This window comes from Streptomyces sp. NPDC091376, from assembly GCF_044757085.1.
In the GTDB taxonomy this organism is placed as follows: domain Bacteria; phylum Actinomycetota; class Actinomycetes; order Streptomycetales; family Streptomycetaceae; genus Streptomyces; species Streptomyces pratisoli.
In genome coordinates, this window is record NZ_JBIVUF010000022.1 from 43592 (window position 1) to 57597 (window position 14006).

Sequence of the window (14006 nt, forward strand, 5' to 3'; positions counted from 1 at the left end):
CGCCCGTGCGCCTCGGGCACGCCTCGGGCACTGCCCGCTCCGTCCTTCCGGCCGGCGTCAGGCGAGGCGCAACGTGATCCAGGGGATGGTGTCCCCGGGCAGCAGATAGCGCTCGGTCTCCACGAAACCGTGCCGCCGCGCGAACCGCACACCGTCCTCGTTGGACGAGAGGATGACGGTTTCGATCGCCTCGCCGCCGAGCTCCCGCGCACGGTCGAGTCCGCGTACGTAGAGCTTCTCGCCGAACCCCTGCCGACGGTGCGCGGGCAGGACACGGGCGATCACCGTGGCGGTCGTCGTGTCGTCCTCGGGCGGGCGCACCGTGCTGCAGCCCACCAGCACGTCTCCGAGATACGCGACCTCGAGGTGATTGCGCCCTGCCCGCTCGCGGACGTCGTCCAGGGACAGGACATGGGTCGGGATGATCACGTTGTGGACGTGCCGCCAGTCCTTGAGCGTGGCGTCGTCGACCGGTTGCTCGAAGCGAAGATCAGACATCGCAGCAGACAACCGGAGCCCGGGACGCGTCGTCAACTCGGTTTGCCGCGCCCTCGCACCGTCGGTCACGTTCCGTGCCCGAGCATACATATGGACCACTCGATAGAATTCGGACATGGGAGAGCGGCCCCTGCACGGACAGCCGTCCGATGGTGGACTCTGATGGCACCGGCGTCGGACGACATGAGCCTGTACTCGGGCAGGCCCTCCGGCCTGATCGGGGCACAGATCGCGGGCTACCGGGTGGAGCGCGAGATCGGCCGCGGCGGCATGGCCGTCGTCTACTGCGCGAAGGACCTGCGCCTGGACCGCACCGTCGCGCTCAAGCTGCTCGCTCCCGAGCTCGCCCGCAATGACACCTTCCGCCGCCGCTTCACCCACGAGTCACGAGTGGCGGCGGCCATCGACCATCCGCACATCGTGCCGATCTTCGAAGCCGGTGAGACCGACGGCGTTCTCTACATCGCCATGCGTTTCGTCGCCGGTCTCGACCTGCGGGCCCTGCTGGACCGCGACGGCCCGCTGCCCGTCGCGACCGCCGTCCGTATCGCCGCTCAGGTGGCCTCCGCGCTGGACGCGGCCCACGAACACGATCTGGTGCACCGGGACGTCAAGCCGGGCAACATCCTGGTCGCCAAGGGCACCGACATCGACCACCCGGAGCACGTCTATCTCACGGACTTCGGACTGACGAAGAAGTCGCTGTCGCTCACCGGTTTCACCACCGTGGGCGAGTTCGTCGGCACGCTCGACTACGTGGCACCGGAGCAGATCTCCGGCCGCCCGACGGACGGCAGGTGCGATCTCTACAGCCTCGCCTGCGTCGTCTACGAGTCCCTCTCCGGAGGGCCGCCCTTCCAGCGTGACGAGGACGTGGCGCTGCTGTGGGCGCACCAGTACGACCAGCCGCCGCCGCTGACCGAGCACCGGCCGGAGATCCCCCCGGCTGCCGACGAGGTCATGGCGAAGGCGCTGGCGAAGGTCCCCGACGACCGCTACGACTCCTGTCTGCAGTTCGTCGCGGCGCTGCGCGAGGCCGCCACCGCGGCGCCGGCGGCCGTCGTGGCCAGGCGCGGCCATGCGCCGACACAGGTGGTGACCGGACTCGTCGAGGTCCCGGAGGACACCGGTCCGCCGCCGGAACCGCCCGCCTGGGCCCGCCCGGTCTTCGTCCGCCCGCCCGGCCGCTGAACGCCGCGGCCGTGTCCCTGGGCGCTCCTGCGGTCTGCCGCGCGGAGCGTGCACGGGCGGCATGCGGAACGGCGGCCGCCGTCCGAGACCTGCGGACCGCGGCCGTCAGCGGCGCCGTCCCCGTTCGCGTCCCTGGCTACTCGAACCTCGTGGTGTCGCCGGCCCCTCGTCGTACGATCTCGGCCTCGCCGCCGGAGAAGTCGATGACCGTGGTCGGCTCCGTGCCGCAGTCGCCCGAGTCGACCACGACGTCCACCACATGGTCGAGTCGGTCCTTGATCTCCCAGCCCTGTGTCATCGGCTCGTCCTCGTCCGGCAGGAGGAGCGTGCTGGACAGCAGGGGCTCACCGAGTTCGGCGAGCAGTGCCTGCGCGACCGTGTGGTCGGGAATGCGGACGCCGACCGTCTTCTTCTTCGGGTGCAGCAGCTGCCGCGGCACCTCTTTGGTCGCCGGCAGGATGAAGGTGTAACTGCCGGGCGTTGCCGCCTTGATCGCGCGGAAGACGTCGTTGTCGATGTGCACGAACTGACCCAGCTGCGCGAAGTTCTGGCACACCAGGGTGAAGTGGTGGCGGTCGTCGAGGTTTCTGATCGACCGGATCCGGTTGAGGCCCTCACGACTGCCCAGCTGGCAGCCCAGTGCGTAACAGGAGTCCGTCGGATACGCGACGAGCGCGCCGGAGCGGATGCTGTCAGCCACGCTGCTGATGTTGCGCGGCTGGGGATTCTCGGGGTGCACGTCGACATACTTGGCCATCCGCCGAGTCTAGACGCCGCGTCAGTACCAGATCGCGATCGGCCGCCCCCGCTCGTCGCACTGGGGCGGGTCCGGCAGGCATCCGGCGCGCCCCTGAGCGATCCGGTGGGCGCTCCACGCGGCCGCTGCCGCGTCCAGTACATCGTCCGGCTGGGCGCGTCCCGCTTCGCCGAGGTCGTCGGGAAGGACGATTCCGGCGGCGGCGAGGAGCGAGCGGCGGGTCATCTGCCCCGACCAGCTCTTCTTGCGGTGCGGGAGCGGTGTCCGGTCGTTCAGTGCCCAGAACGACACCTCCGGGTGCACTTCGAAGAGGCGTTCCCCTCCGGTATCGGCGAGGCAGTCGTTCGCCTCACGGAGTTTGGCGGCGAGCCCCCAGCTCTGGCGGCTCAGCCGTCGCCAGCCGGTGTCGAGAAGCCCCAGCGGCATGTCCACGGCGACGACACCGCCCGGGCCGGTGGCGGGTCCTCGCAGCAGGGAGCGCAGACCGGTGGCGATGCTCGCGCCGGCGAAGAGGCCGTCACGGAGTTCGACCGCCACCCAGCCGCCGGGGCACGCGTCGATGCCGAGGACCACCTCGCATTCACCCATGCCGGTCAGTCTCCCCGAACACGACTGCTGTCGGTGCGGAAGTCCTCGCCGCCCGCGTTCCGGTACGACGACGCGCGACGAATCGCAACAGACGAGGGCCGCGCGTGCGAGCGATGAGGGCCACACGAGTGCACCTCGTACGCCGTCCTGCGGAGCCCTGTGGTGTGGCTGTTTGGACGGAGCGCTCCACGTCTATGGATGCCGATGCTTGGACGGCAGACGCAATTGTGTGCCTTCGAATGCGAACACAGACCGGGTCGGTGTGCGGAAGCACACGACCACGGCGCGAAACGGACACGGCGGACCAGCCGGTCCTGCAACGCGGTTCGACCTCATATCGACAACAGAACGCTCATCTCTGATCAAGCGTCTTCCGAAGGAGCCCGAAACCATGCCCAGACGCTCCGGATGGCGAGTCGCCCTGGCCGCCTCCACCGTTAGCCTCCTCGTCGCAGCTCCGCTCATCGCCGCCGAGCCGGCGTTCGCGCAGTACCCGCCGGCCCCGACCCTCGAGGTCGACGACATCACCCTGGCCCCCGGTGATCAGGTCGACTTCACCGGTACCGGGTACGGGGAGAACGAGCAGACACGCGCACGCCTCTTCCCCGTGGACGGAGCGGGCGCCGGCGGAGCGGCGAACTCCGCCGCACAGCGAGGAGCGGCCGCGTTCCCGGGGGCTCTCCCGGGAGCCCTCCCGGCGGACCGTCCCACGTCCAAGCCGAAGCCGTCGCCCACGACCACGACTTCGCCCTCACCCACGACCACCACTACCGCGCCTCCCAACGGGGACGACGGCCGGCCGGTCGTGGAACTCGGCCTCTTCCCCGCGGACGAGACCGGCCGCGTGGAGGGAACGGTCACCATTCCCGAGGGCACCCGGCCGGGCGACTATGACTTCCACCTCGAAGGTCTGACGACGGGCCTTGACCAGTCCGTGCGCGTGAACATCTCCAAGGACGGCGGCGACGGCGACCACGGCGGCGACGGCGACCACGGTGACGACGGGGACCATGGTGACGACGACCACGGGCGTCCCGGCAACGAGCACGGTGACCACGGCTGGTCCGGTCACGGTGACGACGACCACGGCGACGACCATGGTGACGACCACGGCGACGATGACAACGACCACGGTGACGACAACGGAGACGACGACGACTCCGACGACAACGGCAACGGCAAGTCGTCCGACGACGACGGCTCGTCGCTCGCCGCGACCGGTTCCTCGGACGGAACGGTGGCCATGCTCACCGCGGCGGGCGGTCTCGTACTGCTCGGCGGCGGGTCGCTGGTCCTTGTGAAGCGGCGGCGTACGGCCGCTCAGAAGAGCAACTGACGCCCGGTTGCACCGAGCAGTACCGGCAGTCTCCCGAACAGCAGCGCGCTGTCCGGGAGACTGCCTGCTTGTTGGTGCGACGGCCCGTTCATTCCCTGTCCCGATTCACTTGAGGAGCACCCGGTGAGGACACGTCCCACGAGCCCCGTGGCCGCGTGGAAGAGATGGTGGCACTCGGCGACGGTCGCGTGGGGCCGCCATGATCCGTCCTCACGGCGCAGAGCCGTGCATGTCCTGTCGGGCGTCGCCGTGCTCTGCCTGATCGGGGCCGGCTGGATCGCGGTCACCGCCGTGCTGGCGCGTACCGAACTCGTCGCCGCCCAGCGGTCACTGGACACACTGCGGCTGTCGGTCACCGGGGCCGCGGGGCAGCCCGGTCCTGCGGCGGACCGGCACAAGGACGAGCGGAAGGCGGCCCTGGACTCCGCGGCCCTGCACGCGGACCGGGCACACAGCCTCAGCAGCGGACCCGCCTGGTACCTCGCCGCGCACGTACCCTTCTTCGGCCGGCCCCTCGACACGGTGCGCGGTCTGGCGGACGTCGCCGACCGGCTGACGCACGACGTACTGCCCCCGGTGATGCGCATGGCTCCGGGACACGGAGCGAACGCCACCCACCAGAGCGTTCCCGAGGTCCTGTCCGCGCTGGGTGACACGGCTCCGGATCTCGAACGGGCGGCGGAGGCGGCCGCCGACATGCGCCGCGAGGCCCATGAACTGCCACGCAGTTCCTGGCTGCCCGCCGCGGACCGGGCGCGGACGCAGGTGGCAGGGCAGCTCGACCGGATCGCACCGGCCATGTCCGACGCCGCCGTGGCGGCCAAGGTGCTTCCGCCGATGCTGGGTGCGCAGGAGCCGAGACGCTATCTCGTGGTGTTCCAGAACACCGCCGAAGCCCGTGGCACGGGCGGCCTGCCCGGCGCGTTCGCCGCCCTCACCGTCCACAAGGGACAACTCGCCTTCGAGTCCTTCGGAACCGACACGATGCTGGCGGAGGTCGAGCCCTCGCTCGATCTGGGAGCCGAGTACACGAAGCAGTACGGTCACATGGACCCCGTCGACACCTGGGCCAACTCGAATGTCAGCCCCCACTTCCCCAACGCGGCCCGGATCTGGGCATCGACCTGGCGTGAGTACAGCGGCCAGAAGGTGGACGGCGCCGTCGCCCTCGACCCCAGCGCACTGGCCCGGCTGCTGCGGGCGACGGGTCCGGGACAGATGCCCGACGGCACCGAACTCACCGCCGACAACGCCCTGGACCTCGCCGAGCGCACCGGATACGCGCGCTACCCCGACAGCGCGGAGCGCAAGGCATTCCTCCTGGACGTCGCTCGCACCGCCGCGGACCGACTCGTGACGGCGCTCGACGACCCGGGCACCCTGCCCGGGCTGATCATGGCCGGCTACGACATCGTCAAGGAGGAACGCCTGAAGGCGTGGAGCGCCCGCGGGGAGGAACAAGCGCTCCTGGCGGAACACCCGTTGAGCGGCACGCTGCTGGCGACGACCGGCCCCTTCGCCGGAGTGGTGGTCAACAACGCCGCCGGGGGAAAGCTCGACTACTACCTGCAACGGGAACTGCGCTGGATCCCGGGCAGGTGCACCTCGGACGGCCGTTTCGTCACCGCACGGGTCACGCTCACCAACGACGCCCCGGCGTCAGGGCTCCCGGAGTACGTCACACAACGCGGCGACAAGCCCCGCTACTCCACACGACCGGGAGACAACCGGCTGCTCGTCTCGTACTACGCGAGCCAGGACGCCCTGCTCGACAGCGTGACCGTCGACGGCCGTCCCACCAGGGTGCACGGCGGTTACGAACGCGGCCACCCGGTCTACACCGTGGACCTGGAGCTGCCCGCGCAGAGCAGCCGCACCCTCACCTTCCGGCTGCGGGAACCGGCCGCCGACCGGCCCCCGGTGCTGTTGAGCCAGTCGCTGGTCACCCCGCTCCGGGCCCGTGTCGAGCCCTACCCGGCGTGCGACTCCTGAGGAAGTCCCACCCGCTCAGCCGGCCCGCACGGCGGCGAGGATCCGCGCGACCGACTCCTCGATCCGCGCCACGCACGTGTGCACCTCCGCCGCACTCGCGCCCAGCGGATCGGCCACGTCGTCGTCGCCGTGCGCCCCGGCCGTGCCGCGCCGGGTCGCCGCACCCTTGACCAGAGCGGTGAACCGCGCGGCCGGATCAACGACGCCCGCTCCGTCCTCCGCGCTGACCAGCCGGGCGAACTCCCGCAGGCTGAAGGCGCGCGTCAGCGCCCGTACGGGGGAGAGCCGTACCGCGGCCTCACGATGTTCCGTCGATGCTCCGAGCACCAGGTCCGACGCGTCGATCAGCCCGGCGGTCAGCCGCCGGGGGATCGTCGCGGAGACGTCCGTCACCCATCCCTCGACGCAGTACGCCGCGTCCGACACCGGCGCATCAGGGACCGCCGCCGTACCGGCGCTGCTCACGTGGATCGTCTCCCGCTCCGCGGCGAGCCCGGCCCGCAGCAGCTGTTCCACGAACGGCGACCTGTAGATGTTGCCGGTGCACACCGTGAGCACCCGGAACCGGGGCGGGCGCGGAGCGCCGGTATGACTGTCGGAATCGGACATGATGTCAGTATTGCCCAGAGCATACCGATTTCATCAGTGTCCGGCTTCGTGATCCTGCAGTCGGGGACGTCATGACGTCATGACCTGCGGGTCGCCTGATATGTGATCAATATGTCGTTATGGTGCCGTTGGTCCACTCAACGTGTCGTGAAGCGCAGGAGGGCAGATGTGCGGCGTAGCCGGTATCGCGACGACCGAAACTCCCGATCCGGCGATCGTCCAGGAGATGTGCGGCATCCTCTCCCACCGTGGACCGGACGGAGACGGGTTCTACACCGGTGAGAACGTCGCCCTCGGTATGCGGCGGCTCGCGATCATCGATGTGGCCGGAGGAAACCAGCCCGTCTTCAACGAGGACCGCAGTGTGGTCGCGGTGTTCAACGGCGAGATCTACAACTTCGCGGACCTGCGCGGCGAGCTGATCAGCCGTGGCCACAGGTTCCGCAGCAACAGCGACAGCGAAGGCATCGTGCATCTCTATGAAGAGCACGGAGAGGACCTCGTCCACCATCTGCGCGGCATGTTCGCCTTCGCCCTGTGGGACGTGAAGCGCCGTCGGCTGCTGCTCGCCCGCGACCGGGTCGGCAAGAAGCCGCTGTACTACCGGGACACCGGCGAATCCCTGCTGTTCGCCTCCGAGCTCAAGGCGTTGACCGTGGTGGACCAGGACCGCCGGGAGGTGGATCTGGTCGCACTCCACCACTACCTGACCTACCAGTACGTTCCCGCGCCGTGGTCGATCTTCCGCGGGATCCGGAAACTGCCGCCCGGACATCTGCTCACCTGGCAGAGCGGCCGCGTGCACGTACGGCGCTACTGGCAACTGGACTTCACACCCGCCGGGCCCGTCAGCGAGCCGGAGGCAGCCGAACGCACCCGCGAACTCCTGCTCGAAGCCACCCGGATCCGTATGGTGGCCGAGAGGCCCCTGGGCGCGTTCCTGTCCGGGGGCGTCGACTCCTCCGCCGTCGTCGCCGCCATGGCGCGGACCGCCGAGGGGCCGGTCAAGACCTTCGCCGTCGGTTTCGACGACGCCCGCTTCGACGAACGGGCGCACGCCCGGGTCGTGGCGCATCAGTACGGGACCGACCACCACGAGTTCGTCGTGAACGCGTCCGCGCTGGACATCCTCCCCACACTGGCCTGGTACTTCGACGAGCCGTTCGCCGACTCGTCGGCCATCCCCTCGTTCTACGTGGCCAAGCTGAGCCGCGGGCACGTCACCGTCGCCCTCAACGGCGACGGCGGTGACGAGTCGTTCGGTGGCTACACCCGCTACGCGCTCATGGCCCGCACCGCGCGGTACCGGGCCCCACGATCCGTTCATCCCCCCCTCGGGCGCCTGGGCCGACTGCTTCTGGAGAACGGATCGACCCGCACACCCCTGCGGAAGGCGGGAATCGCCCTCACGATGCTGGGCGACACCCTGCCGGGCCGCTACGCCCGGATGATGTCCTATTTCACCCCCGAGCAGAAACACGACCTCTACACCGAATCGATGCGCCGGGAGCTGTCGGGCACCGACAGCTACGACCTGATGGCCCGGGCATTCGGTGCCTCGCGTGCGGACAGCCTGGTGAACCAGCTGATGGACGTCGACGTGAACACCTATCTGCCCGGCGATCTCCTGGTGAAGGTGGACATCACCACCATGGCGAATTCGCTGGAGGCGCGTTCCCCCTTCCTCGACCACCGGCTGATGGAGTGGGCGGCACGGCTGCCCGCGACCCTGAAGGTACGGGGATCCACGACCAAGTACCTCCTCAAGAAGGCGCTGGAGGACTGGCTCCCTCCCGAGGTGCTGTACCGCCCGAAGCAGGGCTTCGGAGTTCCGCTCGGTCACTGGCTCCGTACCGAGCTGAAGGATCTCGCATGGGACGTCCTGACCGACGGGACGGCGAGGTCGCGGGGATTCTTCCGCCCGGAATCCGTGAGGACCCTCCTCGAGGAACACGAGGCCGGCGCGAACCACACGAGACGTCTGTGGGCGCTGATGCAGTTCGAACTCTGGCACCGCCGATTCGTCGACCAGCCCCTGACCGACGCTCCGTCGGCCGCCGGGGAAACCCTGCGGCACATCGGCTGATCCCGGATACGAGGACTCCGGCATGTCGTCGGCACCGCGAAGGAAGTGCGTGATGGTCAATCCGGTGGGCAGCGAATGAGATCGCCTGCTGCCGTCGTCCTCGGCGGGCTGTGCCTGGTGGCCGCAGTGCCGGCCGTCGTGTACCTGGTGCTGTTCCACGGTGCGGCGACCGCCGCCGCGACCGTGGTGACCTGCTTCGCCCTGCTCGTCTGGCCGCGCCCGGACCTGGCCCTCGTGATGCTCCTGGGTCTCGTCCCGGTGGCGGCCGTCGCCGAGCCGAGCGGCACGGCGGCGGTGGTGCTGGTCACGGGTGCCGTCGCCGTCCTCCTGTTCCGGGTCATGCTGAAGGGCCTTCGGCCGCGCGTCGATCTGGCCGTGCTCCTGCTCCTCATCTTCGCGGTCACGGTGAGCTATCTGCTGCCGCAGTTCACGGTGACGACGGAGCGGCCGTGGAAGAGCTACGTGGTGCTGCTCGTGGGGCTCTGCCTCCTCGCGGTGTCCGCCGCGGCGCCCGCGGACCCCCGACGCATCGCGCAGGTCGTCGCGGTCTCGGGAGCGGCGGTCGCCGGATACCTTCTGCTCCAGGAGGAGTACGCCGCCGGCCGCCTGACCGGGCTCGCCCTCAACCCCAACTACATCGGTGCCCTGCTGGCGCTCCCGCTCGTCGCCGCCGTGGGCCTGGCACGACTCAACCGGTCCTGGCTGTGGCTCCTGCCCGCACTGCCCTGTGCCACCGCGATCCTCGAGACACGATCGCGGGGCGCCTTCCTGATGGTCGCGGCAGGCGTGGCGTGCGTCGTGCTCGCCGGCCGACCGCTGCGCCACAAGGTCCTCATCGCGCTGTCGATCTTCGGCGTCGCCATGGTCCTGCCGGGCAGTCTGGACGAGGTGGGGAACAGTCTGACGGGAGACCGGTCGTCCGCCGAACTCACGGCGAACACCGACGTGCGCAAGCGGGCCGCCTGGGTCGCCGCACGTGTCGCCTTCGACCATCCGGTCCGTGGCATCGGGTACGGCATGTTCCCCGAGTACGCCCGGACATCGTCCGACCTCGGCATCTACATCAACACCCACAACGAGTACCTGAGGCTGGCGGCCGAGTCCGGAGTCGGGGCGCTCGTCCTGTTCGTGGCCCTGCTCTGGCTCGGCCTCGCCCGCCGACGCACTCCGGACCTGGCGATTCTTCAAGCGCTGGGCGTGGCCACCGCGGTGGGCCTGCTCTTCGCCAACACCCTGACGAATCTCGTCGTGTCCGCCCCGTTCTGGGTCTCCCTGGGCTGCCTGCTCGCTCGATCGGCGCGCAGTAGTCGGCCGGACCCTGCGCCAACCCCCATCCTCTCCTCAGTAAGGAAGACCTGATTGACATCCTCCCCCACCTAAAGGAGGGGGATTCCCGCCTGCCCGCCGGTGGTGACCGGCTGAGGCTTCGGGTGGGTTCCCCGTTCAACGGGCCGTGCCTGGCGCGGGATTTCCGTGCCAGGTCCGACCGGCCCTCCAGGGGCGTTTAGCCTCTCCACCTGTCCGGCGGCGAGGATCACACGCGACGCATTGAGGTCACGATCATGCTCAGTACCGCAGCCTTCGCACCGCCAGGTGCGCACGTGCAGCGGCTTCCTTCCGTCCACGACCCAGCACACATGGCAGGTCTGGGAGGACGGCAGCCAGCGCGAGACGACACCGACATGCCGACCGGCGCGGGCGGCTTTGTCTTCCAGGACACGCCGGAACATGCCCCACGCAGCATCGTGAATAGACTTGGCCATACGGGTGCGCGCGAGGCCGGAGACCGCCAGATCTTCGAGGTAGACCGCTTGGTTATCGCGGACCAGTCGCGAAGCTGTCTGGTGGCACCAGTCCCGGCGAGCGTCAGCCACCCGGGCGTGGGCGCGGGCAACGCGAATGCGGGCCTTGTTCCGGTTCTTCGATCCCTTCGCCTTGCGGCTCAAGGTCTGCTGCGCCTTGCGAAGCCTGCGTTCGGCCCGTCGCAGGAACCGGGGGTTGTCGATCACCGTGCCGTCGGAGAGGACGGCGTAGTGCGTCAGCCCGAGGTCGATACCGACCTCGGCGGCGACGGGTTCCAGGATCTCAGGCTCCGTTTCAACGACGAAGCTTGCGAAGTACCGGCCGGACGGGTCCTTGATCACGGTCACCGACGAGGGGGCCGAGGGCAGGGGCCGGGACCAGCGGACCCGCACGTCACCGACCTTGGCCAGGTTCAACCGGCCGTTGTCCCGCAGCCGGAACCCGTTCTTCGAGAACCGGACCGACTGCCGGTTGTCGGACTTCTTCTTGAACCGGGGCAGGCCCATACGGCGCCCACGCCGCTTGCCTGTCACCGACGCGAAGAAGTTCGCATACGCGGTGTCGAGATCCCTGATGGAGGACTGCAAGGCGTCCACGGACACCTCCGCGAGCCATGCCCGCTCGGGTGTCCGCTTCGCCTCCGTGATCACCTGCCGGGCCAGAACACCCGTCGCGATACGGGACTTGTCCGCCTGATAGCCGGCCTTCCGCAGGGCAAGCGCATCGTTGTAGACCACCCGGGCGCAGCCGAACGTACGGGCCAGCGCGATGCGCTGACCCGGCGTCGGCTCGATCCGGAAGGAGTACCGCAGATGCATGTGATCAACGTACCGGCCGCCACTGACAACGCCGCTCCGCCCCAGGGGGCGAAGCGGCTATCCCTGCCCCGCTCACGCGGAGCTTCGATTCCTCCCCGTCCTGAAGGCCGGGGTATCCACGAAGGGGTCCCGATGATCGACTGCGAGACCGAGATCAGCCAAGGACGGCGTTTCGCCTTCGGCCAGAACTGGCATCAGTTCGGGCAGCTGGTCGACGAAGCGCGCATCACCTCCGCCAGAAGATCGCTCGAACTGGCGCTGGGCACCTCCGATCTCACCGGGCGGAACTTCCTCGACATCGGCTGCGGGAGCGGACTCTTCTCCCTCGCGGCCGTGCGCATGGGCGCTCGGGTCCGGTCGTTCGACTTCGACCCCGACTCGGTCAGGACGACACAGAAGCTGCGTGAGGAGTTCGCGCCGGACACGGACTGGAGCGTGTGCTGCGCCTCCATCCTGGATCCTGATTTCGTGAAGCGGCAGGGGAAGGCGGACATCGTCTACTCGTGGGGGGTGCTGCATCACACGGGCTCGCTCTGGAAGGCGATGGACGCCGCGTGCGGACTGGTCGCCCCCGGGGGAACGCTGTTCGTGTCGATCTACAACGACCAGGGGCTGGAGAGCCGGGTCTGGACGGAGGTGAAGCGGCGCTACAACCAGTCAGGGCCTCTCGCGCGGCGCCTTCTGCTGTCCGGCAGTGTGCTCTACCTGAGCAGGAACTATCCGGCCCGCGTCCTGTTGAACGTGGCTCGTGGACGCGGCCCGGCGAGTGGGGCCGTCCCCCGTGCCCGGGGCATGTCGCGCAAGCACGACCTCGTCGACTGGGTGGGAGGCTACCCGTTCGAGGTCGCGACGCCCGAGGAGGTGTTCTCGTTCTGCCGGGAGCGCGCTTTCGAGCTGCGTCATCTGAAGACCTGCAGGGGAGGGCTCGGCTGCAACGAGTTCGTCTTCACTCTGGGTTCGCGCGCCGACGGGTGAGCGAACCCGGGCCCGCGGTTCGTGCAGCGGGATCCCGTGTCATCGAGACCGGCCGACATCCAGGTCGCCGCGCCCACGTCGCAGCGAGCTCGTGATGCGAGAGGTGTCGGCGCTCGTCGGCAGCAGGTGCCGCCACGGGATCCCGCTGATCCGCACGAAGTACGCCACCTGCAGGACAACGAGAGTCGCGTAGGCCGCTGTCGAGGCGATCGCGCAGCCGGCGGCGCCCCACAGGGGGATCAGCATCGTGTTGAGTCCGATGTTCACTCCCAGGGCGAGCAGCGACGGCAGGACGACGAAGCGCGCAGACCGGAAGCGCAGCAGGAACGTGGCGACGGGACGGCCTGCCGACAGCAGCAGGATTCCGGGAACCAGCCAGGCGACGAGAGCGGCGGCCTCCGCGTAGGCGTGACCGTACACGGGAGTGATCAGGGCGGACACGGCGATCACCGTCGTGACGACGGACACGGCACCCAGGATCACCATGAGCCGTACCATCCTTGCCGCGACGGCGGCCGAGCCCTCCATGTCGTGATCGAACTGCCGGGGCAGGGTGACCTGTGCGAAGGCGTCGACGCCGATGCGGCTGAGCTCCGCGAGGGTGACGGCGAGCGTGTAGATGCCGACTTCGCGAGGGCCCGCCAGTGCGTTCAGCAGGAACACGTCGGACCTGAGCAGCAGATAGGACGCGGCTGAACCGGGGTGCAGCCGCAGGCCTTTGGTGCAGGTCGCCTTGGCGAGCCCCAGGCGCGGCCGGCTGACGGTGACTCCGCCCCTCCCGACCAGCACCACCAAGGAGACGCCGAACGACACGGACCAGACGACGACGACCGTGTGGACGGTGAGGTGTCCGGTGAGGCCGAGTGCGACCAGGCACGTGCACTGGACGACCGCGCCCGCCAGCGGGGCCAGTCCCGCCACATGGGGGCGGTCGCGCAGTACGGCGATGTTGCTCGAGTACAGCACGCCGACGCCCAGCGGCACGCCCGCGCAGGCCGTGGCCAGCAGCCACAGATCGGGCATGTTGCCGTGCCCCTGGAACACGACGGCCGCCGCCATCGCCGCGAGGGCGGCTCCGGCGCCGACCGTCAGCCCCAGCGGAACGCTGTTGCCCTCCAGGGAGGCCCGTCTTCCCTTGTCCGACCACAGGGCCGTCTGCGCCTGCTCGATGGACAGATGCCCGAGGGCCATGGCGGCGGTGCCGACCGTGACGGCCATGTAGTACGTACCGCGCGCCTCGGGCGGCAGGGCTCTGGCGATGATGACACTGGCGACCACTCCCATGACGAGGGCGCCCGCGCGGGCCGCGATCATCCGGACGAACTGCAGTCTGCTGTCGGCCATGCCGCCGGA

12 protein-coding genes are annotated in these 14006 nt (G+C 69.4%); 6 read left to right on the forward strand and 6 right to left on the reverse strand.

The annotated features are described in order from the left end of the window. Positions 1 to 57 precede the first annotated feature (57 nt). Complete coding sequence (locus ACIQMR_RS33055; protein ID WP_401395247.1) at positions 58 to 498, reverse strand: GNAT family N-acetyltransferase; 441 nt, start codon at positions 496 to 498, stop codon at positions 58 to 60. A 162-nt stretch (positions 499 to 660) separates the two neighbouring features. Between ACIQMR_RS33055 and ACIQMR_RS33060 the strand changes: the two genes are divergently transcribed. Beyond that, complete coding sequence (locus tag ACIQMR_RS33060) at positions 661 to 1689, forward strand: serine/threonine-protein kinase (RefSeq protein WP_401395250.1); 1029 nt, start codon at positions 661 to 663, stop codon at positions 1687 to 1689. A gap of 136 nt (positions 1690 to 1825) precedes the next feature. Here ACIQMR_RS33060 and ACIQMR_RS33065 read toward each other — a convergent pair whose 3' ends face one another. Together ACIQMR_RS33065 and ACIQMR_RS33070 are read right to left on the reverse strand one after the other, a co-directional pair. After that, positions 1826 to 2446: an L-threonylcarbamoyladenylate synthase gene (locus ACIQMR_RS33065; protein ID WP_401395253.1), complete on the reverse strand. Its 621-nt coding sequence runs from the start codon at positions 2444 to 2446 to the stop codon at positions 1826 to 1828. 21 nt (positions 2447 to 2467) lie between these two features. Beyond that, positions 2468 to 3034 (reverse strand): DUF429 domain-containing protein, encoded by a 567-nt coding sequence (locus tag ACIQMR_RS33070; RefSeq protein WP_401395256.1) that lies wholly within the window; start codon positions 3032 to 3034, stop codon positions 2468 to 2470. Between the two features lie 391 nt (positions 3035 to 3425). On the opposite strand from ACIQMR_RS33070, the gene ACIQMR_RS33075 reads away from it, so the two are divergent. Both ACIQMR_RS33075 and ACIQMR_RS33080 read left to right on the forward strand, forming a co-directional pair. Then, complete coding sequence (locus tag ACIQMR_RS33075) at positions 3426 to 4370, forward strand: LPXTG cell wall anchor domain-containing protein (RefSeq protein ID WP_401395259.1); 945 nt, start codon at positions 3426 to 3428, stop codon at positions 4368 to 4370. Positions 4371 to 4493: 123 nt separating this feature from the next. Then, complete coding sequence (locus tag ACIQMR_RS33080) at positions 4494 to 6362, forward strand: DUF4012 domain-containing protein (RefSeq protein WP_401395262.1); 1869 nt, start codon at positions 4494 to 4496, stop codon at positions 6360 to 6362. A gap of 15 nt (positions 6363 to 6377) precedes the next feature. Here ACIQMR_RS33080 and ACIQMR_RS33085 read toward each other — a convergent pair whose 3' ends face one another. Beyond that, on the reverse strand, positions 6378 to 6971 hold the full coding sequence (locus tag ACIQMR_RS33085; RefSeq protein WP_401395265.1) for a low molecular weight phosphatase family protein: 594 nt from the start codon (positions 6969 to 6971) through the stop codon (positions 6378 to 6380). Between the two features lie 166 nt (positions 6972 to 7137). On the opposite strand from ACIQMR_RS33085, the gene asnB reads away from it, so the two are divergent. Both asnB and ACIQMR_RS33095 read left to right on the forward strand, forming a co-directional pair. Continuing rightward, a complete protein-coding gene (gene asnB / locus ACIQMR_RS33090) occupies positions 7138 to 9057 on the forward strand; it encodes an asparagine synthase (glutamine-hydrolyzing) (RefSeq protein WP_401395267.1) in 1920 nt (639 codons plus the stop codon). A 75-nt stretch (positions 9058 to 9132) separates the two neighbouring features. Next, positions 9133 to 10416 carry an O-antigen ligase family protein gene (locus ACIQMR_RS33095; protein WP_401395270.1) on the forward strand — a complete coding sequence of 428 codons (1284 nt, stop codon included), beginning with the start codon at positions 9133 to 9135 and terminating at the stop codon, positions 10414 to 10416. Positions 10417 to 10433: 17 nt separating this feature from the next. Here ACIQMR_RS33095 and ACIQMR_RS33100 read toward each other — a convergent pair whose 3' ends face one another. Beyond that, on the reverse strand, positions 10434 to 11678 hold the full coding sequence (locus ACIQMR_RS33100; protein ID WP_401395273.1) for an RNA-guided endonuclease InsQ/TnpB family protein: 1245 nt from the start codon (positions 11676 to 11678) through the stop codon (positions 10434 to 10436). Between the two features lie 132 nt (positions 11679 to 11810). Between ACIQMR_RS33100 and ACIQMR_RS33105 the strand changes: the two genes are divergently transcribed. Further along, a complete protein-coding gene (locus tag ACIQMR_RS33105; protein WP_401395276.1) occupies positions 11811 to 12653 on the forward strand; it encodes a class I SAM-dependent methyltransferase in 843 nt (280 codons plus the stop codon). 39 nt (positions 12654 to 12692) lie between these two features. On the opposite strand, the gene ACIQMR_RS33110 is transcribed toward ACIQMR_RS33105, so the two are convergent. Then, positions 12693 to 13997 (reverse strand): lipopolysaccharide biosynthesis protein, encoded by a 1305-nt coding sequence (locus ACIQMR_RS33110; protein ID WP_401395279.1) that lies wholly within the window; start codon positions 13995 to 13997, stop codon positions 12693 to 12695. Between the last annotated feature and the right edge of the window lie 9 nt (positions 13998 to 14006).